The organism is Sphingopyxis italica (genome assembly GCF_011926545.1).
GTDB classification, from domain to species: Bacteria; Pseudomonadota; Alphaproteobacteria; order Sphingomonadales; family Sphingomonadaceae; genus Sphingopyxis; species Sphingopyxis italica.
On record NZ_JAATIT010000002.1, the window covers coordinates 653,703 to 680,094 of the forward strand.

The following is a 26,392-nucleotide window of genomic DNA, read 5'->3' on the forward strand; positions in this document are numbered from 1 at the left end:
ACTCTCCACAAATCCGACGGCGCCTTATCCGGCGCTCGTCCTGTTCTTCCAAAGTTCTTGTCCCGCCGCCACGCGATCGGGGTCCACCGCTCCGATCTCGGCGAGGATCGCCGCGCGATCGGAATCGCGTCGCCACATTTTGGGCGCGACGATGTCGGTGTCCGCGAAGCGCGGCGCGGGGCGCGGCTGCGTCCAGCCGTCGGCCTCGACATAGCTGCCCCGCGCGCGACTGTGTTCGTGCGCCGGCGCGTCGTCCATCGTCAGCACTTCGCTGTAACAACAATCGCGCTGTTGCAGCCGCGCGGTCCAGGTCGCGCGGGGTCCGCTGGCGAAAATCCCGGCGAGCCGCGCCTTCATCGCGGGCCATTGCGACTGGTCGTGCTGCGCGACGAAGAGTGGATCGCCAGCCAGCCCCAGCGCGTCAACGAGCCGCGCATAGAATTGCGCCTCGATCGCGCCGATCGCGATAAAGCGGCCGTCGGCGCAGGCATAGCAGGCGTAAAAGGGGGCGCCGCCGTCGAGCAGATTCCGGCCACGTCCGTGGCTCCACATGCCATTGTGCCGCAGCGACCACATGCCCGCCATCAACGCCGCAGCGCCGTCGGCCATGCTGCAATCTATCACACGCCCCGCGCCGCTCCGCCGCGCCGCGAGCAGCGCCGACACAAATCCGAATGCCAGCATCATCCCGCCGCCGCCATAATCACCGATCAGGTTGAGCGGTGGTATCGGCGGCTGGTCTTCAGCGCCAAGCGCCGCAAGGCAGCCACTGATCGATATATAATTGAGGTCATGCCCTGCCTTGTCGGCGAGCGGGCCGTCCTGTCCCCAACCGGTCATCCGGCCGTAGACCAGTGCCGGGTTACGCGCCATCAGGACGTCGGGGCCAATCCCCAGTCGCTCGGCCACTCCGGGCCGAAACCCCTCGATCAGGCCGTCGGCGGTCTCGACCAGCCGGGCGACGATCTCGACCGCCTCGGGCCGCTTCAGATCGAGCGTGATCGACCGCCGCGAACGGAGCAGGACATCGCGCCCCTGATCCTGCGATAATGGATCGCTGCCGCCCGGCCGGTCGATGCGGATCACCTCGGCGCCATGGTCGGCCAGCATCATGCCGCAGAAGGGTGCCGGACCGATCCCGGCGAGTTCGATGACGCGCACGCCTTCAAGCACCGGCCGCATCAAACTCCCGTCGATGCGAGCCGCGCAGCTCATCCGATGGACTTTTCTGCGACGGCGCAATGGCACACGCACAGGCCGGTACGCCTTGGCGCCGTCCTGTCGGCCGAATGGGCTAACGCGCTCCGCAACGGCAGCGGTTCGACAGCCTTGGCCAAGCCAGCTCTCCCAATATCTCCGATGCCTTCATTAGCATCTCTTGATTTATTTGTTAGCGTCTAGCAAATGAAAAATCAAGCGCAAACGAGATCGTTTAAACCACTGTCTTTATTGCTCTAAACAGGAATAGTCGAAAGAATCAGTAGGCGATCCCGAAGGCCTTCGCGGTCGAGCGGCGATAGGCTTCGAACTGCTTCGGCAGATCGACATTGTCGGGGGCGACGAGCCATTGATAGATCGTCCCGAAGATGAAGCTGCAAAAGCCGAAGGCATAACATTCGGCATCGACCGACGCGTCGATCTCGCCACCGACGATCCCCTCTTCGACCCAGTGGGCGACGTCGCTGCGATAAATCTCGTGGTAGGCGGCGAGATGATCGCGCACCTCATTGTGCGAACTGATCGATTCAAACCACAGGATATACATCGCCTGCATATAACCCGAGTGGCTCGCCAGGAATCCCTCGACCGCGCGCAAGGCGGCAAGGCAGGCCTGCGCGCCGCCGCGCGTACCGACCTTGTTCGCCAGTTCGCGCGTCCAGCTCGTGTTGAAGTGCAACACCAATTGCCCAAACAGCGCATCCTTCGATCCGAAGCGGCTCGATGCGAGCCCGCGCGAATAGCCGGCGCGTTCGCCGACCTCCTTCAGCGTCGTCGCGTGCGTCCCCTGTTCGACGATCAACTGCATCGCCGCGTCGAACATGCGGGCGTCGGACAGCGCGGTGCGTTCCGCCTGCGTGCGGCGAACGGCGCGCGGCTTGGCGCGCACCTTGGCGGGAGCCGGCGGGACCTCTGTTACCTCGCGCAGCGAGGCCTTGCCCTTCATCGACGACGGTGCGTTCATGAAGATTCATCAATCCTTTCAAAGGCCATTTTGCCCGTCGCGACGGCCTCGCGTAGCGCCTGCTTGTCAATCTTGCCGACGCTGGTCAACGGCAGAGTGTCGGCGTGCGCCCAGTATTCGGGTATCCAGAAACGTGCGACGCGGTCCTGCAATGCGCGGCGCAGGCCCGCGAAATCGGGGCGCGCACCGTCCGTGGTCGTAACGATGGCGAGCGGCCGCTCCTCCCAGCGCGGATCGGCGACGCCGATCACCGCGGCCAGGTCGACACCCGCAAGGCTGGCGACATGGTTCTCGAGCTCGGCCGACGGAATCCATTCGCCGCCCGACTTGATCAGATCCTTCATACGGTCGGTGACCTGGACATAGCCGCGTTCGTCGATCGTCCCCGCATCGCCGGTATCGAGCCAGCCGTCGGCGGTCAGCACATCAGCGCCCGCGCCGCGGTGATAGCCGCGCGCGACCCACGCCCCGCGCAACTGCAATCGGCCGACGCTCTTGCCGTCCTCGGCGACCCGTCTGCCCGCATCGTCGACCAGCCGCACCGACACGCCGGCGACCGGGCGCCCGCTTTTCGCGCGCAGGTGCCGCGCCGCCTCGCCCGTGGTATCGGCGGCCGGATGCGACAGCACGCACAATGGGCTCGTTTCGGTCATTCCCCACCCTTGGATAAGAGGTACATTCCAGCGGCTCCCGACCTCCGCGATCAGCCCCTCCGAAACCGCCGAGCCACCGGCAACGATGACGCGAAAGCTCGTCATGTCGACCGGGTCGGCTCCATCGGCGCGGAGCAGGTCGTTGAGGATCGTCGGCACCGTGGCGGTAAAGGTCGGCGCGGTGGCGCGGATCATCCGGCGGATCGCCTCGGGCTGCAGATGCGGCCCCGGCAGCACGAAATCGGCGCCCGCGAGCCAGCCCGAATAGGGGAGCCCCCACGCATTGGCATGGAACATCGGCGGCAGCAGCAGGATCGTGTCGTGATCGCTGAGCGCAAAGGCATTGGCCGCCATTGACGCCAGGCTGTGCAGGAAGATCGTGCGATGCGAATAGACGACGCCCTTGGGATTGCCGGTCGTCCCCGAGGTGTAGCAGGTTGCCGCCGCGGCCATTTCGTCGGGCACCGGAAATTCGGCGAGTGGCGCATGGCCGGCAATAAAATCCTCATAGCGCGTCCAGGGCTTTTCCAGTCCGGCGAGCCCGACGGTATCGCCCGTGATGATGACGTGCCTCAGCGCGTCGAGCGAATTGACCTGCGGCAAAAGCCCGGCGAGCAACGGACCATCGGCGATCAGCAGCGCGCCTTCGGCATCGGCCATGATGAAACGGATCTGGTCGGGGTGCAGCCGCAGGTTGAGCGTATGGAGCACCGCCCCCATCGCCGGCACCGCGAGATAGGCCTCGAAATGGGCAAAATCATTCCAGCTGAGCGTCGCGACGCGCGTGTTCGGCCCCACGCCCGCGGCGCGCAGCGCTGCCGCAAGGCGGCGAGCGCGTTCGGCGATCTCCGCAACGCTGCGCCAAATCACCTGCTCGCCGTCGAACAGGCCGATGCGACTGGTCGCGTGGATGCGTTCGCCGTGCGCGAAGATCGTCGCGGTACCCAGCGGCTCGTGCATCATCGTGGCGTCCATCACGCCATCCCCTCGCCGCGCACGATCCGCTTCGCCGCATCGAGCAACGCCGGTACATCATGTTCGAGGCCGCGTTCATACGGACCGTCAACCTGCCCTTCGCGAAACAGGACATAAGCGCCCTCGACGATCGCGGCGAGGCGCCAGAGCGCAAAGGCCTGAAAATATCCGAGATGCTCGATCGACAGCCCGGTCGCGTCAGCCCAGCGCCGCGCGAGGTCGGCGCCGCCGACCACCCCCGCGACGTTCGACACCCGCTGAACAAAGGCGAAGCCGAGCGGCAGGCTGTCGTCGCGGTTCCACATCGCGGTGACCAGCCCGACATCGACCAGAGGATCGGCCAGCGTCGCCATCTCCCAGTCGAGGATGGCCCGGACCTTGGGTTCCGCCAGATCCATCAGCACATTGTCGAGATGATAGTCGCAGTGCACGATCCGCACCGCTTCGGGCGCCGGTGCATTATCGGCGAGCCATGCACCGAGCGTTTCGATCAACGGCAGGTTGCGGACCGCATGCGCCGCCCGCACGCCGCGCCATCGCTCGATCTGGCGGACGACGAAGTTTCGTGCCTTGTCTGCATCGCCTAGCCCCGCGGGAATCGGCTTGATCGCATGGACGCTGGCGATGGCGTCGATCAACGCATGGCCAAGGGCGTCGCGCGTCGCGACATCGTGCGCATAACCATCCGGCAGCGTCTCGGTGATCGCGGCGCCGCGCACAAAGCGCGTCAGCGAAAAGGGCACGCCGAGTACGTCCGGATCGTCGCAGAACAAGATGGGTTCGGCGACCGGCGCCTTTCCCGCAATCGCCGAAATGAAGCGAAATTCGCGCGCGATGCCGGCGCCCGCCAAATCGGACACCGTATCACCCGGTGGATGCCGCAGCACCATCGGGCCGCTCGCGCTTTCGACCAGGCTTGTGACATTGGCGTTGCCGCCGGTCAGAGGGCGGACGATCCGCGCATCGGCAATCCCCGCCTCATCCTCCAGCCAGCGGGCGAACCGCTCGGCCGGATCGCTCACAATCTGCATAGCAGGCCGCCGTCGTTGGAGATGATCGAGCCGGTCATATAGGGCGACCCCGCCACCCACCAGACGACGTCGGCCAACTCCTCGGCAGTGCCTTCGCGGCCCAGCGGAATGGCTGCCACGAGCTTGGCCTTCGCACGCGCCGATATGCCCGCCGTCATTTCGGTCGATGTCATGCCCGGAATGACCAGATTGACGCGGATACCGCGACGCGCCAGTTCGACCGCCAGCACCTGGGTAAGGCCCGCGAGCCCGGCCTTTGACGCGCCATAAGCCGCGTCGCCGGAAAAGCCGCGCAAACCCACGATCGCGCCGATATTCACGACCGCCCCGCCCTCGCCCAGATAGGGCAGAGCCGCCCGCACGAAGTTGAGCGGGCCCGACAGGTTGGTATCGAGCACCGCCTGCCAATCGTCCAGCGCGAGCGAGCCGATCAATCCGCCGCGATGCAGCCCGGCATTGTTGACGAGCACATCGATGCCCCCCCAACGCTCCGCGACCTCCGCGCAGGCGCGCGTCACGGACGCCGGATCGGTCACGTCCGCCACAAGACCGATCGCATTCTCTCCGATCGTCTTCGCCTGCGCGTCGATATCCTTGCCACGCGCAACAAGCGCGACCTTGTCCCCTTTGCTCGCGGCCAGGCGGGCGATCGCGAGGCCAAGGCCTCGCGATGCGCCCGTGACCACCCAACGGCGCTGTTCGGACTCCGGCGTCTTGGCCATGCCGCGTCCCGCTCAGAAGGCCTGGGTCACGGCGACGCCCCACGTCCGCCGGGGTCGCGGCGCGGCATAGCTCCACACGCCCTGGACGTCGTAACCGATCGTCCAGCCCTTTTCGTTGGCCAGATTCTTGCCGAACAGGCTGACCGTGGTCTTGTTGAAACGGGCGTTGATCGACGCGTCGACCAGATACTGCCCGCTGTTGCGCAGGTTCGGGTTGTTGAGGAAGGTGATCTCGTGCCCGCCGACATAATGGACGTCGCCGGAGATCCACGCCGAAGCGTTGCTGCCGATATCGGCCTCATAGGTTCCGCCGAGGCTCCACGTCCATTTCGGGGCCCGGCGGATCTTGAGGAAGCTCGCGTCGATCGGCGTCCCGGTGCTGTAAATGTCGCCGACGAAATCCTTATATTTCGCATCGAGATAGCCGAGATTGCCGTTGAGCGTGAAACCATCGGCGACGCGCGCGGTCAGGTCGAGCTCGAACCCCTTGAGTTCCGCCGATGCCGCGTTGATCGTGCGGTTTTCGCGCCCGGTCGAAGTCCCCGGCGCTGGCACGTCGAGATCCTGCTGCATATCGTTATATTTCATCAGGAACGCCGCGCCGTTCAGGCGCACGCGCCCGTTCGCGAACTCGGTCTTGAAACCCGCTTCATAGTTATCGAGCGTTTCGGGATCATAGGGAATCGTCGCTGCGCCGATCGTCGACGGCCGCCCGTTGAAGCCACCGCCACGATAGCCACGCGACCAGAGGGCATAAATCATCGCCTCGTCGGTGATTTCATAACGAACCGAAACGCGCGGCGTGAACTTCGACCAGCTCTTCTTGACCGGATCGGCCATGACGATGACGCCCGGCGCGCTTCCTGTCGGATTTTCCTCGACCGTCGTGCCATAAAAGAAGATCGGCAGGTCGTTGACGATGCTCGACTTCTTGTCCTTCGTGTAGCGCGCGCCGACCGTCAGCGTCAGCCGGTCGACGATCTCGTAATCGGCTTCGCCATAGATCGCCCACGACTTGTTGGTTTGCCTGACGTCCTGTGCGCTGGTGAGCAGCGGCGGGCCCGCGAAACCGATATAATTCTTGAGATTGATCGTGTAGCGCGAATCCCAGAGGTAACCGCCGAGGACGAAGGTCAGCGGCCCCGATCCGCCCTTGGTCAGGCGCAGTTCGTTCGTCGTCTGGCGCCAGCGCGCGGGCCGGTCGGTGTGATAAAGCGTCTCCGGTCCGGCATCGAAATCCTGATTGATTTCCTCATCGGTTTTCAGCCAGCCGAAGATATAGTCGACCTGCATGTCGGATCCGAGGTCATAGGTCGCCTTGGCGATCGCCATGTCGAGCTTGAACCTCGCATTCTTCTCGAGCCGGCCGTCGGATACGCTGTCATAATGATCGCCCGAGGTCGGCACGCCCGGCGCGGGCGAGCATTGGTTATAGGCCGTGCAGAACAGGTCGGTCGGGCGGTTGACCGCGAGCAGCTGCGGCGGATCCTGCTCCGTCTTCTGATGATCATAGCTGAGCTGGATGTCGAGATTGTCGGTCGGCTCGAACAGCAGCGCCCCGGAGATGGCGTAAAATTCGGACCGCTGCCCGTCCTGGTTCTGGAAGCTGTTGAAGATATAGCCGTCGGACTTCTCGTACGCCCCGCTGACCTTGACCGCGACATTGTCGGCGAGGCCGGTGCTGGCAACGCCTTCGACCTTCCAGCTGTCGAAGCGGCCATAAGTCACGCGCGCCTTGCCGGTCAGGTCATAGGTCGGGCGCGAGCGCGCGAGGTTGATGACCCCGCCCGTTGCGTTGCGTCCGAACAATGTGCCCTGCGGCCCGCGCAGCACTTCGACACGGTCGATGTCGATTGCCTTGAGCAGGCTGCCCGAGCTCTGGCCGATATAGACATCGTCAAACACGACACCGACTGCGGGGTCGACCGACTTTTCGACGTCGGCGACGCCGATGCCGCGGATATAGACCGCAGCTACGCCGCCGGGTCCCTGCTGCGTATCGTCAATAACGATGTTGGGTGACGAGTCGGCAAAGTCGCGAACGTCGGAATCGAAACGTCGATCGAGATCACCCGCCGACAGCGCGCTGATCGACGCAGGCACGTCCTGCATACTCTCCTCGCGCTTGCGCGCGGTGACGACGATTTCTTCGAGCCCTCCGGACGATGCCACCCGCGTTTCGCCGGCGGCTTCCTGCGCGCTGGCGATCGATGCCGGACATAAAATGACTGCTGCGGTGGCCAGAAGGCGCACGGATTTCACGCGATCGATCATGATCATTTCTCTCCCATCGACGGGCGCATTGGTCGCTCACGGCCGCTTGTGCGGTTCTCGTGAGGCACGCGCCGATCGAAGCATGCCTCACTTGCTTGTTATCGACAAGCAAATTTTATTTTCAACGATATAATCTCAGAACGAATATAGATTATCTATCTGATATTTATATATCTTTTTTCACAAAATGGATCATGAAAATATTCTTGCTTGTTCTCATCTAGTAAGTGTGCAAGAAGATTCCCCAACGATAAACACCTGATGGGAGAGTGAATATGGCAGACCGGCTAGCCGGCAAGTCGGCCTTGATCTCGGGCGGCGCGAGCGGCCTGGGCGAGGCGCAGGCGATCCTCTACGCCCGCGAAGGCGCCGCGGTGCTCATCGGCGATGTGCAGGCGGAAAAGGGTCACGCCGTCGTCGCCGCGATCGAAAGCGAAGGCGGCAAGGCGGCCTTCATCCATCTCGATGTTTCCGATGCAGGCAATTGGGATGCGGCAGTCGCCGATGCCGTCGCCCGTTTCGGCAAGCTCACGACACTGGTCAACAATGCCGGCATCTTTCACCCCGGCGGCATAACCCAAGAAACCCGGCAAGGCTGGGACCGCATGATCGCGATCAACCAGACTGCCGTTTTCCTGGGCATGAAGGCGGCCGCCCCTGCCCTGCTCGCGTCAGGCAACGCGTCGATCGTCAACATCAGCTCGCTCTATGGCCTTATCGGCAGCCCGAACGCCATTTCCTACCACGCTTCAAAGGCGGCAGTGCGCGTGATGGGCAAGGCCGGCGCGCTCGAGTTTGCCAAGCAGGGCATAAGGGTCAACACGATCTTCCCTGGCCAGATCAAAACGCCGATCCTCGGCGAAATCACCCCCGAACAGGATGCCGCGATCAAGGCGTCGATCCCGATGGGCATCGTCGGCGACCCGATGGATATAGCCTACGCCAGCCTCTACCTCGCCTCGGACGAGGCGAAATATGTGTCAGGCGCCGAACTCTGGGTCGATGGTGCCTGGTACGCGGGGCAATGAGCGTGACTCCAAGCGGAAGGACCTCTCGCTGATGGCCTGGGATTTTTCGACCGACCCCGAATTCGAACGGCAGCTCGAATGGATGCGCGGTTTCGTGGCCGAGGAGATCGAACCGCTCGACCTCGTTTTCCGCGACCCCGCCGCGCATGTCGATCCGCGCTCGCCCGCCGCGCGCGCGATGGCGCCGCTCAAGGAAGAAGTGAAGAAGCGGGGCCTGTGGGCCCTCCACCTCGGCCCCGAACTCGGCGGTCAGGGCCTCGGCCAGCTCAAACTGGGTTTGATGAACGAGATTCTCGGGCGCAGCCGTTTCGCACCGACGGTGTTCGGGACGCAGGCGCCCGATACCGGCAACGCCGAAATCCTCGCGCGCTTCGGCACCGTCGAACAGAAGGCGAAATATCTCCAGCCGTTGCTGAATGGCGAAATCGTCTCCTGTTACTCGATGACCGAGCCGCAGGCTGGCGCCGACCCCGGCGAATTCACCTGCAAGGCGCACCTCGACGGCGACGAATGGGTGATCGACGGCGAAAAATGGTTCGCGAGCCACGCCTGCATCGCCGAATTCCTGATCGTCATGGTCATCACCGATCCAGATGTGCCGGTGCACGAGGGTTCGACGATGCTGATCGTTCCGCACGACACGCCCGGGCTCGAGATCGTGCGCAACACCGCGGTCGGGCCGAAGGACGAGATCGGCAGCGGGGTCCATGGCTATCTCCGTTTCACCGACTGCCGCGTGCCCGAGGCAAGCCGGCTCGGTCCGGTCGGCGAAGGCTTCAAGGTCGCCCAGTCGCGGCTCGGCGGCGGCCGCATCCATCATGCGATGCGCACCGTGGGCATGCTGAACAAGGCGATGGACTATATGACGGAACGCGTCGTCAGCCGCACCACCAAGGGCGAACGGCTGGCCGACAAGCAGATGGTCCAGGAAAAGATCGCCGACAGCTATACGCAGATCCTGCAGTTCCGGCTGCACGTCCTCTACGCCGCCTGGCTGCTCGACCGCGACAAGACCTATACGCGCCCGGTGCGGCGCGAGATCAGCGCGATCAAGGCGGCGATGCCGGGCGTGCTCAAGGACGTCGTCTATCGCGCGCTCCATCTCCACGGTTCGCTCGGCATGTCGAACGAAACCCCGCTGATGGATATGTGGCAATATGTGCCCGAAATGGGGATCGTCGACGGACCGACGGAGGTTCACAAGATCGGCGTCGCCAAGGACATCTTGCGCGACGTGGCGCCGTCGGACGGCCCCTTCCCGACCTATCATGTGCCGACGCGCCTCGCCGCCGCCCGCGAGAAGTTCGCCGCCCACCTCGACTGAAGCCCCTATCCGTAGGAGTCCGGAATGACCGAAGACATCGAACACCGCCTCGACCGCGTCGAAAGCCGGTTCGCGATGCACGACCTCGTCAGCGATTATTGCCACGGCTTCGACAAGCGCGACTGGGACCGCTTCGCCGCGATCTGGTGGCCCGACGCCGTCTGGGATATCGGCCCGCCCTTCGGCACCTTCGAGGGCAGCGACGGCATCGCGCATGTCACCAAGGATATCCTGTGGGACGCCTGGCTCGCGTCAAGCCACTACACCACAAACCTTGTGATCACCTTCGAAGGGAAAGACCGCGCAACGGGGGTATGCGACGTCGATTGCATCGGCACGACGTCGGACGGGCAGGCGCAGACGGTCGCCGCCAGCTATTTCGACATTTTCGAACGGCGCGGCGGGGTCTGGAAGATCGCGCATCGCAAGGTGAAGATGTATCACTTCAACCCGCTGTCCGGCGTCACGCTGTCGCCGCCGGCATAGGAGCTGACATGGCCTATCTCGACACCGAAGACGGCGGACGCGTCTATTATGCGCACCACCGCGCGCCCGAGTTGCCGGTCGTGCTGATCCACGGTTGGGGCATGTCGGGCGACTATTGGGCGTCGGCGGTCGAGGCTCTCCTCGCCGACGGTCATGGCGCAATCACCGTCGATCACCGCGGCTGCGGCCGCTCCGACCGCGATTTCACCGACATGTCGATCGACGCGATCACCCGCGACGTCACGGCGATCGTCGAGCACTGCGGCGCCCCCCGCGTCGCGCTCAACGGCTGGTCGCTCGGCGGCGCCGTTGCGGTCGCGGCCGCCGGGCTGCTCGGCGAACGCGTCGCGGGGCTTGTCCTGACCTGCGGCGCATCGCCGCGCTATGTCCAGGGCGAGGGCTTCGCGCACGGCGGCACCGCCGAGGATGTCCTCGGCATCGGCGCCGCGATCACCGCCGACCGCCCCGGCTTCTTCCGCGCCCTTGCCGAGGGCGCGTCGGGTGAAGGCGCGAGCGAGGCGATGATCGGCTGGGTCGAACGCGGCTTCATCGCCACGGGTCCGCGCGCGAGCGACACTCTCGCCGGTCTCGCGACGCTCGACCAGCGCGACCTGCTGGCATCCTTCGACTTCCCGGTGCTGTCGATCGGCGGCGCCAGGGACAGCATCGCCGACCCCGCCATCGCGGGGTTCGCTGCCAACTGCGCGCGAAACGGTACGCTGCTCACCCTGGACACCGGCCATTCGCCCCAGCTCGAAGCGCCCTCGGCCTATAACGAGGCGTTCCTCGACTTCGTGAGGAAACTCGCTTGATGACCACCACGCCGTCCGACGATCTGGCCGCCCTGCTCGCCCCGCTGCACGCCCCCTTCACGTGCAAGTCGCTGAAGGCGCCCAACCGCTTCTGCATGGCGCCGATGTCGCGTTATTTCGCGCCTGGCGGCGTACTGACCGATGATGGCGCCGAATATTATCGCCGCCGCGCCGCCGCGGGGATCGGCACGATCATCACGGAGGGCACCGGCGTCGCCATCGACCACACCGTCGCCGCCGACACCGTGCCGATCTTCGCCGGCGAGTCTCCCCTTGCCGCGTGGAAGGGTGCGGTCGACGCCGTCCATGCCGAGGGTGGCATGTTCGTCCCGCAATTGTGGCACGTCGGCGGCTGCATCGACTTCAATTTTCCCGACTCCCCCCATGCGGAGCTGGTAAGCCCGTCGGGTTTTGCCGGGCCCGACGTGCCGGGCGGCCGCGCGATGACCGAGAAGGACATCGCCGACACCGCCGCCGCCTTCGCCGAATCCGCACGCGAAGCGAAACGCATCGGCTGCGACGCGATCGAGCTTCATGGCGCGCACGGCTATATCTTCGACCAGTTCTTCTGGGACCGGACGAACCTGCGCGGCGATCGCTACGGCGGCCCCGACATCGCCGACCGCGCGACCTTCGCGGCCGAGGTCGTCGCCGCCTGCCGCGAAGCCGTCGGCGAGGACTTCGCGATCATCATGCGCGTGTCGCAATGGAAGACCTATGATTATGACGTGAAACTGGCGCGCGACCCCGACGAGATGCACCGCTGGCTCGATCCGATGGTCCGCGCCGGCGTCGATATTTTCCACGCCTCGCAGCGGCGCTTCTGGGAACCCGAATATGAAGGCGATCCCAAAAACCTCGGCGGCTGGATCAAGGAAGTCACCGCCAAACCCGTGATCACCGTCGGGTCGATCGGCATGGACCGCGACCTGATGCAGGATTTCGTCGAGGGCATTTCCTCGCCGATGCTCGCCCGGCTTGAGGACCTCGTGGAGATGTTCGAACGTGGCGAGTTCGATCTCGTTGCTCTTGGCCGCGTCCTTCTTGCCGATCCGAATTGGCTGGAAAAGGTCGAACAGCAACGCATAGACGAACTGACGCCGTACGACCGTGCAAGAGCGCTCCAGCAATATGAGCATGATTGACGCGGGCGCGGAATTTTGCGGGTCCAGGGCTGAAAAAATCGCACGCCGTTCTCCGCCTCACGGTGCTGTTGGCCGGTGCCCGGACCGCCGACCTGATCTTCCCCCGGTTCGGCGGACACACTGGGTTAGCCGGCCATGCTCTGCTCGGCTTGCTCGGGGGTTAGATACCCGAGGGCCGAGTGCATGCGGTGCCGGTTGTAATAGGCTTCGATGTATCCGAACAGGGCCTGCCGCGCTTCAGCTTGCGTCGCCCATCGGCACTGATGGACGAGTTCGACCTTGAGGGTGTGGAAGAAGCTTTCCATCGGGGCATTATCGTAACAATTGCCAGTGCGGCTTATCGAGGGCGTGGCACCGATCGCGGCCAAGTGATCGACAAAGGCGCCCGCTGCGTATTGCGATCCGCGATCCGAGTGACAGATGAGACCGCGGTCGGGTCTTTGCCGCTGGGCAGCCATCATCAATGATGGCTTTTCCAGGCAGCGTGGTCGAGAAAGCCATAATAACAAGCCATATCCCGGCGCGGCGCAACGATCGCGCCCTTGTTGACGGCGCACGTTGTACGGTCTCCGATCTAATCGACGTACGAACGGGCCAATTACTCGGACTTCATAATCACTGCGAATAGACGGTCGAGGTTCGACAGGAGGTCCTGCACATCGGGGTTTCCGGCAAATTTTGGCAGTCCAAGCAGCAGACTCATGCTCTGGGACATGACCGAAACCTCGGCTTCGTTCAGAGGCTCTCGCTTACGCAGGATTTAGCGAGGTTTATCCGATCATCTGCAATGGCTGCTGTGGAAGCCATTTTATCAGCCTCTTGCATGCTTCGGCGGTCATCTCGGTCGTTACCGCGTAGCTGAAGCGGATGAATTGGTGGCCATTGTCCGGATCGAAATCGATACCCGGCGCGGTCGCAACGCCCGTTTCGGCGAGGAGCTTCTTGCAGAATGTTACGCTGTCGTCGGTCAGGTGGGCGATTGAGGCATAGACGTAAAAGGCCCCGTCGGACGGTGCGATGCCGGTGATGCCGAGTTGCGACAGGGCGTCGATGAGCAGCGCCCGGTTCTGGCGATAGACCTCGACCCTCGCATCGAGTTCCTCGGTGCAGTCGAAGGCGGCCAGGGCGGCATGCTGGCTCAACGCCGGCGGCGACAGGAAGAGATTGCCCGCGCGCGCGCGCGCTGCTCCGACGAATTTCTGCGGGCATATCAGCCAGCCGAGGCGCCAGCCGGGCATCCCGTAATATTTCGAAAAGCTGTTGATGACGAAGGCGTCGGGATCGTGGTTCAGCATCGACTGGGTCTCGATGCCGTAGCTCAGACGGTGGTAGATTTCGTCCGAGATGATCTGAATATTCCTTTCGCGGCACACTGCGGCAATTTCAGCGAGTTCGGCCGGGGGAATGATCGTGCCGGTCGGATTAGCGGGGCTTGCGACAATGAGTCCGTCGGGGGTGACGGCAGCATCGCGAATGTGGCGGGCGTTGATCTGAAAACGATCGGCGGCGCTACATGGCACCTCGACGGGGGTCATATGGAGAGCCCGCAGCGAGTTCCGATAGGCCACATAGCCGGGCCTTGCCGTCATCACCCGGCTGCCCGCGGAAAAGGCCGTCAGAAGCGAGAGGACGAGCGCAGGAGACGCCCCGCATGTTAGAATGATCTGCTGCGGCGCGACATCGACACCATATTGTTCGCCGTAATGGCGCGCGATGCGCTCACGCAATGGCGTGCTTTCCCAGTAGCCCATGTCGCCGCCGCTCATGGCGCCGTGCGCCGCGTCGAGCGCGCCCTGCGGCGCACCTTCGGAGGGCTGGCCGAATTCCATATGAATGATCGAATCGCCGCGCGCGCGCATCTTCTGCGCCAGCTGGCTCACCTCGATGGCACGAAAAGGTTCGATATCATCGGCTTGGCTGGTCATTGTCATTATCGGCGTCCGGATAAGATGATCGGGGAGCGGCCCAGTATTCGGACCGCTCCCCCACTTGGGCATTAAGGGTCAGAATTTCTGCGCAAGGGAAATGCCGAAGGTGCGCGGCTGGATGACGGCGACCCGAAAATCCGAACCGAGCGTGTACGCCGCGACCTGCCCATGGCCGTTGGTCAGATTCTTGACAAAAGCGGTCGCCGAAAATCCTTCGTTGCGCACGCCGAGGCGGAGGTCGACGACATGATAATCGTCAAGCTCGAAGCGGGGCTGCGTAACTGTGCCGAAATAGCCGTCACGCTTGCCGACATAGCGCCAGGACCCGCCAAGGACGCCCGTCCATTCATTTGAAATCGGCGTTTCATAGCTGATACCGAACTGGCTCGCCCATTTCGGGACAGACGGTAGCTTGTCGCCATCGAAACCGACCGTCGGTGGCGCCGCAGGAAGATCCTGGGTCAACTCGGCATCGGTATAGGCAATATTGCCGTCAAGGGTCAGACCATCGATGGGCGCCCAGGTCAGCGCCGCTTCGATGCCGCGGCTCCGCGCCTTGCCGCCATTGCCGTTGAAATTGAGACCGAGGCTGTTGCGCTGGTTGAGCTGGATATCGTCCCACGCAATCCAGAACGCAGCGATATCGAAGCTCAGCGTCCGGTCGAGCGACACGGTCTTGAAGCCGATTTCATAGTTGGTCGTGCGATCGGGACCATAGGATGCTGGCGTGCCCGCGACCGGATTGTTCGGCCCGCCCGGTCGATAGCCTGTCGCGAAACGCGCATAGGCCATGGTATCCTTACTGAAGTGATAGCTCGCGCTCAGTAAGTAAGTCGTCGATTCATCGGTCGACTTGCCGTTGAAGGTCGCATCGCCGCCGAGGAAGGGGCCGACGTTGGTCTGGAGACGCGTCTGCTTGTTGTGGCTATAACGGATCCCGCCCATCACGTCGAAATTCGGAGCGATTTCGTATGAAAGATTGCCGAAGAGCGCGAATTCTTCGAAGCTCGACTTGACCCGTGCATCGAGAAGCGTCGGCAGGGGCGCAGGATAGACGTCGCCGGTGCTGAGTTCGAAGACGTCAAGATATTGGCGAAGATTTGCGTCCTCGTCGGTATAGAAAGTGCCGACTTGCCACGACAGCCCGCTTCCGCTCGCCGAGGTAAGACGGATTTCCTGAGTGATCTTGTCGAGATCGGCATCGGTAATGATTGTCGCGCCTGCATCCGGAATGCCGTTGTTGGCGAGCGTGGCGCTGTAGGAAGATGACACGTCGAGGTCGAAGCCGACCGTCTGGCGATCGATGCTGGTCGTCGAGGTCAGTACGGCAAAGCCCAGATCGCCCTCGACGCTGAGACTATAATCGCCGATGAACTGCGAGGTCGCGCCGGTACCGGGCGCGCGCGCCTGACGAAGTTCGCCATATTTTGGCAATTGGGTGGCGAGCGAGTGATCCTGCACGGCGCTGCCGTCGGCTTCCTGCTTCTGCACCACGGCGGAAAGGCGGATTTTCCAGTTCTCGCCGAGATCCACACCCAGCGCGGCGCGGCCACCATAGAAGCGCGCATCGTTGACGTCGGTCTCGCCGGTTGTGACATTGTCGATGAACCCGGGATCGCGCCGATAATATCCGCTCACGCGCAGCGCTGCGGTATCGCTGACCGGGAGGTTCGTCGCGCCGCGAACACCATAGCCGATACCGCCGGCGTCCACTTCCTGCGCGTCGACCTGCAAGCGGGCGGTAAAGCGGTCGGGATCGGGCGCCTTGGTGACATATTTGAATAGGCCACCGAGGCTGCCTGCCCCGTAAAGCGTGCCCTGCGGGCCGCGAAGCACTTCGACGCGCTCCAGATCCTGCGGATCGAGGTCGGGAACGGTGCTGCCGCCGAAGCTATTGTTGCTGCTGCCTCCGAATGGCGAGTCATCGATATAGATGCCAACGGTCGGATTGCCTCCGGTGCCGGTATTCAGGCCACGGATGGTGAGCTGGGTCGCCCCGTTGGAGAAGGACACGTTGTCGACGATCAGGCCGGGAACGCGCGCCACATAGTCGGACAATTGCGTCGCGTTGATCGCCTCGAGGGCCTCGCCGCTCACCGCGGATACGGCCGCCGGCACGTCGACAAGGCGCTGGGTGCGTTTGTTCGCGGTGACGACGATGTCGCCATCGGTGCTGTATGTCTCGGCGCCTGCGCCAGCCGCGTCCTGCGCCGCGGCGGGCTGCGCGATCGCGAGGCCCGAGCAACCTGCGATCAAGAGAAATTTAAAATGCAATGCCATGCGAATCCCCACCTTTGTTAAGCCGTCGGCCCGCGCATGCGCGTCACGCTGATGCACTGAGACGAGACACTGTCGATCACCTGTTCCTTGCGCTGTCGGCGCCGACGCTTTTGGCTGCGCCTTTACGTTTCGACGGTCATCAACCAAACATGTCGTCCGCGAAATGCCCATGCCGAAAAACTAGGGTAGCTATTAGCTGGAGCAATGACGGCGCTGCTCAGGGCCGTACATCGCCGCCGAGCATCGGATAAAATTCCTCGTCGGGCAGCAGAGACCCGCCGGTCGCCCACGCGACATGTGTCGCGTCGCGGAGATCCGGCCGCCGAGAAAGAAAGGGAATGACCGCCGCCAGGGCCGACGCCGCCGAAGGCTCCAGCCGCATCTGCGCCTCGCGCCACGCTCGCCGGACCCAGACGATCATTTCGTCGTCGGGAACCGCGACGACGGCGTCGATCGCGGACCCGACCGTATCCAGCACAAGCTGGGAGGCGAGCGGAACCGCGAGTCCGTCGGCGATCGTGCTGTTACGAAGCCCGAGGTCATAGACCGAAACCGGCCTGCCTTCGCCCGCCTCCAGCGCCGCGAACATGCAGGCCGAACTGGTGGGCTCGACAAAGACGCAGACCGCCGCCGGCCCCAGATGCGCCTTCAGACCGAAGGCGATGCCGCCGGGCGCGCCGCCCACACCGCACGGCAGGTAGACGACGACCGGCGCATCGGGCGTGGGCTCGATCCCGCGTTCGCGCAATTGCCCGATCAGTTCCTCCGCACCGACGGCATAGCCGACCAGGAGCTCGCGCGACGCCTCGTCGTCGATGAAATGATGCGACTGCAAGCGGGCGGCTTCCCGCCCGCGCCCGACGGTTTCGGTGTAATCACAGTCGTGCTCGATGACCTCTGCGCCAAGGGCGCGGAGGCGATCCTTCTTCCATTGCTTCGCATCGAACGACATGTGGATGATCGCCTCGAGCCCGAAGGCGCGCGCAACGATCCCGATACTGAACCCAAGATTGCCGGTGCTGGCCACGGCGACTGTATGACACGACAGTTTTTCCCGCGCCCCCGCCGACGCCAGTATCTCATAATCCCCGCCGTCCGAGACGAGGCCTTCGTCGACCGCCAGCCTTTCGATATGGCACAGCAGTTCATAGACCCCGCCGCGCGCCTTGATCGAGCCTGTCACCGGTAGCAGGCTGTCAGCCTTGACGAGGAGTGGCACCTCGCCAGGCGACAGCGGATAGAGATTGAGGGGGGACCAGATTTGCCCGTTCCAGCCGTCCGCCGGAAAAAGCGCTTGCAGCGCAGACCGGAAACGATCGAGCCGCTCGCGTGCGACGGCGACGTCCGCGAGCGAAACCTGCCCGCCTGCCGCGGCGATCATTTGGGGCGCAGGATTGAGCCAAACGGCGCCCGCGCCTTCTTGGAGGGGCGATGTGCCCCAGACTCCGGCCGCCGGCGCGCCGATCGCAGGTATGAATCGATCGTTGGTCATTCTTCTTCTTATTACCCCATTTGTATCGAGACCTGCCGATACCCGCAGCGTCGCGATCATCTCGAATGGCGGACATCGAACGCGTACTCCGGTCCGAAAGGCCTCCTCATCATCCGGTGACTTCCAGCCCGCGGCGACAACCGCAACGGAGGATATCTATTGCGCTCATTAGTCGGCTCGAACGCCCAAGTGATCAGGTCCTTTCCTGGTTCGCGTCCCCGGCTAATGGCGGCAATAGCATTGCTGATTTGCGACGCGGCTTGCCATCGCCTTGGAAGAGGATCGCCCCCCGTGCCCGCAACTTGAAAGTCCTTATGCCCAACGATCTTCCCAACGCAGGCTTGTTGCTCGAGAATATCGCCGAGGGCCTGCTGTCGGCCTATCCTGAGAACGCCACGCATCTCGGCCTCGACAATGGCACGAGGGCGAGCCTGAGGCGCCGGCTGGCGGATCGCTCTCCCGAAGGCGTAACGCAGATCGCCGGTCGGGCGACCGAATGGCTCGAAGCGCTCAATCGGCTGCCGCCCCACGCCCTTTCGCCCGCCGAGCGGAGCGACGTGGACGTCGCGCGCACGGCGCTTCAACTCGCCGTCGAGGGCTTTGCCTTCGGTTTCGGCGATATCTCGGCGCTCAGCGTCAATTTTTCCCATCGCAACACGCCCTATGTCGTGGCCCAGAATACCGGCGCGTTCGTCGAAACCCCTGAATTTCTCGCAAGCCAGCACCGGTTGGCCGGCGCCGACGATACTGATGCCTATCTCGACCGGCTCGCCGCTTATGGCGCCGCGCTGGACGGCGAAACGGAGCGCATCACCCGCGACGGCGCGCGCGGCGTGACCCTCCCCTCCTTCCTGATCGGGAAAACCATCGCGCAGCTGCGCGCGGGGCTCGCGCGCGACATCGACGAATGGCAGGTGGTGCGTTCGCTGGTGGAGAAGCTTGAAACGCCGGCCGCCCCGCAACTCGGCCATGCCCGTTCGATCGCCCGCGACCGCATCGCGCCGGCAGTCGCGCGGCAGATCTCCGCGCTCACCGCCCTGCAGCCGGACGCGACGGACGACGCCGGGGCGTGGAAGCTTCCCGATGGCGACGCATATTATGCCTGGTCGCTGCGCGCGTCGACGACCACCGCGATGTCCCCCGACGAGGTTCACCAGCTCGGGCTCGAGCAGGTCCGAGACCTTCACGGTCGCATGGACACGCTACTACGCCGCCAAGGCCTGTCCGGGGGCAGTGTCCCCGAGCGCATGGCGACACTCTCGCGTTCTCCCGACAATCTCTTTCCGAATACAGCCGCCGGGCGCGAGCAACTGCTCGTTTATCTCTCGCGGCTCACCGACGGAATTCGCGAACAGATGCCGCGCGCGTTTCGCACGCTGGTTCCAGGCCGGCTCGAAATCCGGCGAATCTCCCCCGATATCGAGCAGGGCGCGCCAGACGGCTATGCGGGGCCCGGCTCGATCGACGGCGCGATACCAGGTCACTATTTTATCAATCTTCGCGATACCGCGATCTGGCCTCGCTTCGCGCTGCCAACCCTTACCTATCATGAGGGCATTCCCGGCCATGTCTGGCAAGGCGAATATGCCAACCGGCTGCCGCTGTTGCGCTCGCTGCTTTCGTTCAGCGCCTATGCCGAGGGCTGGGCGCTCTATGCCGAACAGCTTGCCGATGAACTGGGCGCCTATGAGGACGACCCGCTTGGGCAGCTCGGCTATCTTCAGTCGCTCTGCTTTCGCGCCTGTCGCCTGGTGGTCGATACGGGCCTCCATGCGAAGCGCTGGTCACGGGAACGGGCGATCGGCTGGTTCGCCGAGCACAGCGGGTCTCCCGATTCTCAGATCGCCGGGGAGGTCGATCGCTATTGCGTCTGGCCGGCCCAATGCTGCAGCTACAAGATCGGCCATAACGAAATGAACCGGATCCGCGATGCGGCGCGCCGCGCGCAGGGAGCCGATTTCGACCTGCGCAGCTTCAATGATGCGCTGGTCCAGTGCGGCAATGTACCGCTGACGATGCTCGACGGGATTGTGGCAGGCAGCCTTGTCTAAACCGCGGCGGCGGGTTCCGGGCGCGTCTCGTCGGGCATGTCTGCGGTGTCCTGCCCCATGGGCAGGACGGTCCGGAAGAGGAAAAAGCTCCCGATCAGGGTCAGAATGCATGGCACCGCGGTATAACCGAGCCGGAGGCCAAAAAGCGCCGTTTCGGTCTGCGCCGCACCGCCGGACTGAAATCCGATCAACGCGAGAAACTGTCCCGACACGAGCGATCCCGCCGACCCGCCCAGCTTGATCGCCGCGACCATGATACCGAGGTAAAATCCGAGCGCGATGGTGAGCCCGACGTTCGTCGGCATGCGCGCGGCGGTAAGGATGGCGGTCTGAATGAGGACGCCGATGACCCCGGCACCGAAACCCATGATGCTGATTGCGGCGACGGTCATCCACACGGGGCCGTAGCTTGCGAAGAACATCGCGAGCAGCGCGGCGACCGAGAGCAGGTTGCAAGCGCGCATCGAGGGAATCGTCTGGTAGCGGCGGGCCAGGAAGGGGGATGCGAGCATGCCCGCGACAACCGACAGCCCCAGCGCGGCTTGGAGAAGCGACAAGGTCGCGGCCGAACCACCCAGAACATATTGGTTCGCGAAGGGAAGAAAGCCCATCTGGATGGTGATGCTGCCGTTGAGGCATACGACCAGGGCGACGAGACTGTAGAAGGCGCTATTGTTCCCGGTGGCCTTGAGCGACTCCCAAGTCGACAGGCCCTGGGTGTCCACCGTTGCCGCGCGAACGGGTACGCGCCGGGTCATCGCGATGAATGCCGCCAGGACCACGGCGGCGAAGGCTGCGATTTGTACCGACATCACCAGATAGGCGCCCTCGCCGCCACCCGCGTGATCGATGAGCAGCGGGATGAGCGCGCTGGCCGGAACGGTCAGGATCTGCGCGGTGATCGCCGCCATGGCGAGCAGCTTGCTGAGTTCCACCGGGTTCGAGGTCATCTCGGTCGCGAGCGCAAATTGCGAAATGCCGATACCGGTGTGGGCGATCGATGAGATGATCAGCAGAACGATGGCGAGACTGACGATCGCCGTCATCGACAGGCTGCTCGGGATCGCGAAGACGGCGACAAGGCTTCCGACATAAGCGAGCCCCGATATCACCAGTATCGGCCAGCGCCGGCGCATCCGCACCGCGAGCCGGTCGATCCAGCCGCCCAGCATCGGGTCGATCAAGGCATCCCAGACTTTGGGCAGCGCGACCGCCAGACCCGCCAGCGTCGCCCGGACGCCGAGTATTTCGGTCAGATAGTAGAGCAGGAAGAGGTTGATCGGTAACGAGCCGACCGACACTGCGACGTTGCACAGCGCATATCCGAACGAACGGAGCCGCATTGTCATCATCCGCTTCGTTGCATTTTCCTGAATCACGGCACTGTTCCATTCTGAGGTCGCGTCATTTCGCTAAGCGGCGGCCCGTCCGCGCCGCGCCGGTCAACGGTAACGGGTTCGATCGCGCGGCCCAACTTTCGTTCGAAGAAGTCGGCGATAGCGTCGAAGAGGGTAGCGCACGAACTCGCCAGCTGAAGGTCATGCTGTTCGCGTTCGATCAGCAACATCTCGATCGCGGCGTCACTCTCCCGCCGCAGCGCCTCGCGAAGATCGATCGTCTGCTGGAGCGGCACAACGCGATCGTCGGTGGCGTGGATGAGAAGCGCCGGAGAACGCCAGGACGCGGTATCCGAGACTGGCGACGCCGATCTCGCTAGCCTGGCCGGGGCGGAATCCTGTTCGGCTTCGGGAAAGAGCGCCGACCAGTCGGCAACGCCCGCGCAAACCACACCGGCGGCGTATAAATGCGAAGCGCGCGCCAGTCCTAGGGACACGAGCAGGCCGCCGTAACTGACGCCATAGGCCCCGACGCGGTTCGGGTCGACCTCCGCTCGGCCGCGCAGGAAATGCGCGGCGGCCTCGACGTCCAGATATTCGCTGGCGCCGCTCAGCCCGAAATCGGCAGGTTCTCGGAATGACAGTCCATAGCCCGTGCCGCCCCGATAATTCACGCTCAGCACCGCGAAACCGCGATCGACCAGCAGCTGGTTCAGCCCGTACTGCTGGTGATAGGTCTCGATGACATGCCAAGCGCCCAGCATCTGTCGTGCGGGGCCGCCGTGGAAATGAACAATCGCCGGGACAGGCTGCGCCGCGTCCGCGCCCTGGGGCAGGTAGAGCTGGGCGTGGATATCGGTACCGTCGCGTGCTTGAAAACACAGCTGCTCGGGCGGCGCGAGGTCGGCAAGCCAGCGCGGTAACGGAGAAGCCAGACAACGAAGGCGCCGGTCGCCATCGATTGCGACCGGCCGCAGAGGATTGGCCGAACTGGACTGCAGCGCGAAGACCCGGCCGTTCCGACACGCCACCGGGCGGTCCGTCACCGCGTCTGCGTTTGTCAAGGCAACGGGCGCGCCCTTGCCCGGCTCGAGCCGCCAAAGACGGCGGCCGTCTAGGTTGCCGTGGTTCGAGGAGAAAAGGAGCGACCGGCGATCAGGGCATGACGCGACGCTGAAGATTTCGCCTTGGCCCGGCGTCAGGTTTGCGACCGCGCCTGTCGCGACGTCGACCGAGTGGAGCTGGAGCCAGCCCGTTCGTTCCCAGCCGAAGATGATCGTCCCGTTGGTCCGCCAAAGCAGCGCGGGACCGTGCTCGAACGAACGGAAAACGCTGCCAGGGCCAGTATATGCGGTCCAGATGCAGCGGCTCGCGGAGTGGCCAACCCCTGCCGTCCGGATCGACCAGGGCAGACCCTCGGGCCGGCCCGAGTAGGTTTCGGCGTCCGGCTCGAGCAGGCGAATGAAGGCGACGCCCGCTCCGTCCGCCGACCATGCCGCCGCGATGTCGAACGCGCCGTCGTTGTCGATCCACGACAGGCTTCGCTCGGCCAGATCGAACACGCCGATCCGGCTTTGCCCGTCGTGCGCGCTGGCAAAGGCGATCTTATCGCCGCGCGGCGACCAGCTGAGACCAGAGATCGTCCCGGCTACGCTGCACGCCGTAAAGGGGGGATGCAGCGCGTCGATCCGCGCGATACGCAGATCTTGCGCATCGACGAAGGCGATGCTGTGCCCGGCAGGAGATACGAGAGGCGCATAGCCTGCCGCGATGGTGCGGGTATCCCCGCTTTCGATCACTGTGAGCCGGATCTCCGCAGGCGCAGCCCCCTCTCCGTCGCCCCTCAGATCGGGCGCGCGGCCGCCGGTCGTGATCGATCCTGCGACATAGAGAAGGGCGGCGCTCCCCAGCCCCCATTGCAGGTCGGCGAGGAGGAGGCCGTCATCGCGCGTATGGTCGGTAATTCGGCGGAGGCCGGTATCGCCATCGGCGGGGTTCGCGATCCAGATGTTCCGGCGGCCCGCGTCGTTCGCCACCCATGCCGCCTGCCGCCCGTCGGGCGTGGCGCAAAGATGGCTGGGGAACGGGAGAGACAGGATAGCACGCGTCGACAAGGACCGGCCGGACGAGAAGCCTGCACTTGTCATGCCGTCGGAACGAACCCGAGATGATGATAATCGAAGCTGAAATCGGCAAGCGGCGACAGTGCCTTCATCGTGACGGCGGAGACGGTCCCGCTCGACACGGCGAACGTCACGATCGCATCTTCGCCCACCCCATATGCAAAGCGCGTGCGGAAACTGTCGGTCCCGAACGGTTCGAGCTCGCTCACGAAAGCCGGCGTGGGAAGGAAATCGATGGCCAGCTTCCCGCCCGCTTCTGTGACGAGAATGTCTCCGTACCAGGAATCGCGATAGCGACCCGCATAGGCTTGAAGCGGAAGCGAGGCCGTGCCCTCCGGCGCGGGGAAGTCACCCTCCCCCAAGGCCCGCCTCACCTCGGCCTGTCCCTCGGCGATGGCGTGTCTTGCCGCCGCCAGCCAATCGAAAGGCGGCGCACCGAGCAGAATGTCGAGAATGGCGTAACGCAGTGCCGAGAGCGCGTCCGCCTCGGCGGAGTTGGTATACAGGCCGATCGCGATGCCGTCGTCGGGCAGCAGCGCGGTTCGTGTCACCTGGCCCGCTAGCTGCCCGCCATGGGTCAACATGCGGTGGCCGCGAAAATCGGCCACGCCCCAACCGAGCGCATAAGCCTCCATCACGGTCCGATGCGGGGCATCGGGCATCGGACCGGGGCCACTCGAAATGATCGTCTGCGGCGTCCACATCTCGTTCGCCTGCGTTTCACTCCATAGTCTGCGCCCGTCGGGCAGCGCACCGCGGCCTAGCTGGACATGAAGCCAGGCCAGCATTTCGGCCGGACTTGCCACGATGCCGCCCGCCGGCCCGTTGACGCTCGTCTCATCGGCAGCCACCGGCACGACCGGTCCCATGCCGATCACCGGTGGACCGAGCCGCGAATGACGACCGGCGACGTTACCTCCTTGTACGAGGGTCGGATCGCCGACCGCGCCGGTCATGCCGAGCGGCGCAAAGACACGCTGGGCGACGAAGTCGCTCCATGCGAGGCCTGTCACCGCCTTGAGCACCAGACCCGCGACGATGTAGAGGCAATTGTCATATGCGTAGCCCGATCGGAAGCCGCGCTCGGGCTTGAAGTGGCGCAGCGAGCGGAGCACGTCTTCGGCCGTGAAATGGCTGCGCCGCACCTGGGCCAGGTCGCCGGCGCCGAGCGGCAGTCCGCTGCGATGGACGAGCAGGTCGCGTATCGTCATCGCGTGCGTGGCGACCGGATCGTGCATCTCGAAATCGGGGAGATAGCGGATGACGGGATCGTCCCAGCCTATGCGGCCCTCGTCGACCAGGATCGCGAGACAGGCGGCCAGAAACGCCTTGCTGTTCGAGGCGATGGCGAAGCGGGTATCTAGGTCGACTCGCTCGGACTTGCCCGCGACACGATATCCGAATGCCCTGAGGAAATCGGGTTGGTCCGGCCGCACGACGACGATTGCCGCGCCCGGTATCTCAAATGCGTCCATGAAGCTTTCGACGCATTCGCCGATCGCCGCCTCGACCGCCTGTGGCTCGACTAAGGAAAAACTGCTTGGCATCAATCGAGATAATCCGCGCGGTTGCGCGCTAGAACAAGCCATTCATCGTCGTCAAACGGCATCTGCGACAGCAGCAATGCAGTGTGTTCAAGCGGTGAACAAAGCGTCGGCCAGTCGGAACCAATCAGAAAGCGGTCCAGCCCGATGGACCGTGCGACGGCGACAAAGCGCGCGAGGCGCTCGACATTGGCGCTGTCGCCCACGTCGCGGACAAGAACGGCGGCCAGATCGAACAAAAGCCCGCGCGTTCCCGGCCGCTGCTCGGCGATGGCGCCGCAAAACCGTTCCAGCGCAAGGAGCGTGGGATCGTCGAGGCCCCCGCCGCCGCCGGCGTGCGCAAGTTGGATCACCACGTCAGGTGCTTGCGATAGAACGTCTTCGATGATCCGGTCGATATGCCCCTCATTGTAGGTTCCCGCGGGTCGCAGATGAACGAGCAGCGCAAAGCCGAGCCGGTTGGCCTCCCGGAAAACCGAAGCGAGCCGGCCAATATGCTCCTCCAGATCAGGCTCGAAACCGCTATTGGCAAGGTGCAGCTTGATGCCGGCGGCACCACCGCGCTCGCCCCAGTAGCGAATCTCGTCGAGGGCGAAGTCGCAGAAGGGGTTAACACCGATAAAGGCCTTGAGGCGTCCGCCAGAATGTTCGGCCGCCTCGACATTGAACATGTTCTCCTCGCGCGTCAGCCGCGCCGGATTGGCAAGGCCGGCGGTCGCGAAGACGGATGCATACATATAGGCTTCCGAGAGAAGTACGCCCTGGGCGACCCCCGCATCATCCAGAACGCGCAAGGCATCCGCGCCGGAACGACTGTCCAAAATTGCGGGATTGAGGCCCGCGAACATAGCGGGGAGCCGCTCGGCCACTCGCCGCAGCTCGGCTGTGACCTGGGGACTCTGGATATGAAGGTGATGATCGGCCGCCGGCGTCAGTATTCCGGCTTGCGGCAAAGTCGTGGCGGTCGCCACCAGATCGGAACACCCCGTCAAGCACATCATCGAT

At 64.1% G+C, this 26,392-nt stretch carries 19 protein-coding genes and 1 pseudogene; 6 read left to right on the forward strand and 14 right to left on the reverse strand.

The window, feature by feature from the left end:
• Positions 1-24 precede the first annotated feature (24 nt).
• The 6 genes from GGR90_RS10845 to GGR90_RS10870 all read right to left on the reverse strand — a co-directional run bounded on the left by GGR90_RS10845 (position 25) and on the right by GGR90_RS10870 (position 7,837).
• The gene (locus GGR90_RS10845; protein ID WP_209023679.1) at positions 25-1,182 is read right to left on the reverse strand and encodes a CaiB/BaiF CoA transferase family protein; all 1,158 of its coding nucleotides are present in this window, start codon (positions 1,180-1,182) and stop codon (positions 25-27) included.
• A 295-nt stretch (positions 1,183-1,477) separates the two neighbouring features.
• Entirely contained in the window at positions 1,478-2,182 is a 705-nt protein-coding gene (locus tag GGR90_RS10850) for a TetR/AcrR family transcriptional regulator (protein ID WP_209023680.1), read from the reverse strand.
• Positions 2,179-3,810, reverse strand: coding sequence for a long-chain-fatty-acid--CoA ligase (locus tag GGR90_RS10855; RefSeq protein ID WP_167921440.1), 1,632 nt, complete (start codon positions 3,808-3,810; stop codon positions 2,179-2,181). Before GGR90_RS10855 ends, GGR90_RS10850 begins: the two co-directional genes overlap by 4 nt.
• Positions 3,810-4,841, reverse strand: coding sequence for a phosphotransferase family protein (locus tag GGR90_RS10860; RefSeq protein ID WP_167921441.1), 1,032 nt, complete (start codon positions 4,839-4,841; stop codon positions 3,810-3,812). The genes GGR90_RS10855 and GGR90_RS10860 overlap by 1 nt, the downstream gene beginning before the upstream one ends.
• Complete coding sequence (locus GGR90_RS10865; protein WP_167921442.1) at positions 4,829-5,563, reverse strand: SDR family NAD(P)-dependent oxidoreductase; 735 nt, start codon at positions 5,561-5,563, stop codon at positions 4,829-4,831. Before GGR90_RS10865 ends, GGR90_RS10860 begins: the two co-directional genes overlap by 13 nt.
• A gap of 12 nt (positions 5,564-5,575) precedes the next feature.
• Positions 5,576-7,837 carry a TonB-dependent receptor gene (locus GGR90_RS10870; protein WP_167921443.1) on the reverse strand — a complete coding sequence of 754 codons (2,262 nt, stop codon included), beginning with the start codon at positions 7,835-7,837 and terminating at the stop codon, positions 5,576-5,578.
• A 275-nt stretch (positions 7,838-8,112) separates the two neighbouring features.
• Here GGR90_RS10870 and GGR90_RS10875 point away from each other — a divergent pair, with 275 nt between their 5' ends.
• Genes GGR90_RS10875 through GGR90_RS10895 form a run of 5 tightly spaced genes read left to right on the forward strand, consistent with a single transcriptional unit; the run spans position 8,113 to position 12,632 of the window.
• Positions 8,113-8,865: a glucose 1-dehydrogenase gene (locus GGR90_RS10875; RefSeq protein ID WP_167921444.1), complete on the forward strand. Its 753-nt coding sequence runs from the start codon at positions 8,113-8,115 to the stop codon at positions 8,863-8,865.
• A gap of 31 nt (positions 8,866-8,896) precedes the next feature.
• Positions 8,897-10,189 carry an acyl-CoA dehydrogenase family protein gene (locus tag GGR90_RS10880; protein ID WP_167921445.1) on the forward strand — a complete coding sequence of 431 codons (1,293 nt, stop codon included), beginning with the start codon at positions 8,897-8,899 and terminating at the stop codon, positions 10,187-10,189.
• Positions 10,190-10,213: 24 nt separating this feature from the next.
• On the forward strand, positions 10,214-10,675 hold the full coding sequence (locus tag GGR90_RS10885) for a nuclear transport factor 2 family protein (protein WP_167921446.1): 462 nt from the start codon (positions 10,214-10,216) through the stop codon (positions 10,673-10,675).
• Between the two features lie 8 nt (positions 10,676-10,683).
• Positions 10,684-11,487: an alpha/beta fold hydrolase gene (locus tag GGR90_RS10890; RefSeq protein WP_167921447.1), complete on the forward strand. Its 804-nt coding sequence runs from the start codon at positions 10,684-10,686 to the stop codon at positions 11,485-11,487.
• Positions 11,487-12,632 carry an oxidoreductase gene (locus GGR90_RS10895; protein WP_167921448.1) on the forward strand — a complete coding sequence of 382 codons (1,146 nt, stop codon included), beginning with the start codon at positions 11,487-11,489 and terminating at the stop codon, positions 12,630-12,632. Before GGR90_RS10890 ends, GGR90_RS10895 begins: the two co-directional genes overlap by 1 nt.
• Positions 12,633-12,757: 125 nt before the next feature.
• Here GGR90_RS10895 and GGR90_RS10900 read toward each other — a convergent pair.
• The 4 genes and pseudogenes from GGR90_RS10900 to GGR90_RS10915 form a co-directional block, all read right to left on the reverse strand.
• Positions 12,758-13,111, reverse strand: a pseudogene (locus GGR90_RS10900) (IS3 family transposase); the annotation flags it as partial.
• A gap of 291 nt (positions 13,112-13,402) precedes the next feature.
• Positions 13,403-14,563: a pyridoxal phosphate-dependent aminotransferase gene (locus GGR90_RS10905; RefSeq protein ID WP_245198576.1), complete on the reverse strand. Its 1,161-nt coding sequence runs from the start codon at positions 14,561-14,563 to the stop codon at positions 13,403-13,405.
• 72 nt (positions 14,564-14,635) lie between these two features.
• Positions 14,636-16,840 carry a TonB-dependent receptor gene (locus tag GGR90_RS10910; RefSeq protein WP_167921450.1) on the reverse strand — a complete coding sequence of 735 codons (2,205 nt, stop codon included), beginning with the start codon at positions 16,838-16,840 and terminating at the stop codon, positions 14,636-14,638.
• 217 nt (positions 16,841-17,057) lie between these two features.
• On the reverse strand, positions 17,058-18,392 hold the full coding sequence (locus GGR90_RS10915) for a D-serine ammonia-lyase (RefSeq protein ID WP_209023681.1): 1,335 nt from the start codon (positions 18,390-18,392) through the stop codon (positions 17,058-17,060).
• Between the two features lie 5 nt (positions 18,393-18,397).
• Here GGR90_RS10915 and GGR90_RS10920 point away from each other — a divergent pair, with 5 nt between their 5' ends.
• Entirely contained in the window at positions 18,398-20,383 is a 1,986-nt protein-coding gene (locus tag GGR90_RS10920; RefSeq protein WP_167921451.1) for a DUF885 domain-containing protein, read from the forward strand.
• On the opposite strand, the gene GGR90_RS10925 is transcribed toward GGR90_RS10920, so the two are convergent.
• The 4 genes from GGR90_RS10925 to GGR90_RS10940 form a co-directional block, all read right to left on the reverse strand.
• Entirely contained in the window at positions 20,380-21,732 is a 1,353-nt protein-coding gene (locus GGR90_RS10925; protein ID WP_167921452.1) for an MFS transporter, read from the reverse strand. The genes GGR90_RS10920 and GGR90_RS10925 overlap by 4 nt on opposite strands.
• 26 nt (positions 21,733-21,758) lie before the next feature.
• Positions 21,759-23,756 (reverse strand): prolyl oligopeptidase family serine peptidase, encoded by a 1,998-nt coding sequence (locus tag GGR90_RS10930; protein ID WP_167921453.1) that lies wholly within the window; start codon positions 23,754-23,756, stop codon positions 21,759-21,761.
• A gap of 107 nt (positions 23,757-23,863) precedes the next feature.
• The gene (locus tag GGR90_RS10935) at positions 23,864-25,390 is read right to left on the reverse strand and encodes a serine hydrolase (RefSeq protein WP_167921454.1); all 1,527 of its coding nucleotides are present in this window, start codon (positions 25,388-25,390) and stop codon (positions 23,864-23,866) included.
• The gene (locus tag GGR90_RS10940; protein ID WP_167921455.1) at positions 25,390-26,358 is read right to left on the reverse strand and encodes an amidohydrolase family protein; all 969 of its coding nucleotides are present in this window, start codon (positions 26,356-26,358) and stop codon (positions 25,390-25,392) included. Before GGR90_RS10940 ends, GGR90_RS10935 begins: the two co-directional genes overlap by 1 nt.
• Positions 26,359-26,392: the final 34 nt, after the last annotated feature.

Excerpts from the sequence above, each read along its gene's own strand:
- GGR90_RS10845 (WP_209023679.1), bottom strand. The coding sequence starts at position 1,182 with ATGCGGCCGGTGCTTGAAGGCGTGCGCGTCATCGAACTCGCCGGGATC.
- GGR90_RS10850 (WP_209023680.1), bottom strand. The coding sequence starts at position 2,182 with ATGAACGCACCGTCGTCGATGAAGGGCAAGGCCTCGCTGCGCGAGGTA.
- GGR90_RS10855 (WP_167921440.1), bottom strand. The coding sequence starts at position 3,810 with ATGGACGCCACGATGATGCACGAGCCGCTGGGTACCGCGACGATCTTC.
- GGR90_RS10860 (WP_167921441.1), bottom strand. The coding sequence starts at position 4,841 with ATGCAGATTGTGAGCGATCCGGCCGAGCGGTTCGCCCGCTGGCTGGAG.
- GGR90_RS10865 (WP_167921442.1), bottom strand. The coding sequence starts at position 5,563 with ATGGCCAAGACGCCGGAGTCCGAACAGCGCCGTTGGGTGGTCACGGGC.
- GGR90_RS10870 (WP_167921443.1), bottom strand. The coding sequence starts at position 7,837 with ATGATCGATCGCGTGAAATCCGTGCGCCTTCTGGCCACCGCAGCAGTC.
- GGR90_RS10875 (WP_167921444.1), top strand. The coding sequence starts at position 8,113 with ATGGCAGACCGGCTAGCCGGCAAGTCGGCCTTGATCTCGGGCGGCGCG.
- GGR90_RS10880 (WP_167921445.1), top strand. The coding sequence starts at position 8,897 with ATGGCCTGGGATTTTTCGACCGACCCCGAATTCGAACGGCAGCTCGAA.
- GGR90_RS10885 (WP_167921446.1), top strand. The coding sequence starts at position 10,214 with ATGACCGAAGACATCGAACACCGCCTCGACCGCGTCGAAAGCCGGTTC.
- GGR90_RS10890 (WP_167921447.1), top strand. The coding sequence starts at position 10,684 with ATGGCCTATCTCGACACCGAAGACGGCGGACGCGTCTATTATGCGCAC.
- GGR90_RS10895 (WP_167921448.1), top strand. The coding sequence starts at position 11,487 with ATGACCACCACGCCGTCCGACGATCTGGCCGCCCTGCTCGCCCCGCTG.
- GGR90_RS10905 (WP_245198576.1), bottom strand. The coding sequence starts at position 14,563 with ATGACAATGACCAGCCAAGCCGATGATATCGAACCTTTTCGTGCCATC.
- GGR90_RS10910 (WP_167921450.1), bottom strand. The coding sequence starts at position 16,840 with ATGGCATTGCATTTTAAATTTCTCTTGATCGCAGGTTGCTCGGGCCTC.
- GGR90_RS10915 (WP_209023681.1), bottom strand. The coding sequence starts at position 18,392 with ATGATCGCGACGCTGCGGGTATCGGCAGGTCTCGATACAAATGGGGTA.
- GGR90_RS10920 (WP_167921451.1), top strand. The coding sequence starts at position 18,398 with ATGGCGGACATCGAACGCGTACTCCGGTCCGAAAGGCCTCCTCATCAT.
- GGR90_RS10925 (WP_167921452.1), bottom strand. The coding sequence starts at position 21,732 with ATGACAATGCGGCTCCGTTCGTTCGGATATGCGCTGTGCAACGTCGCA.
- GGR90_RS10935 (WP_167921454.1), bottom strand. The coding sequence starts at position 25,390 with ATGCCAAGCAGTTTTTCCTTAGTCGAGCCACAGGCGGTCGAGGCGGCG.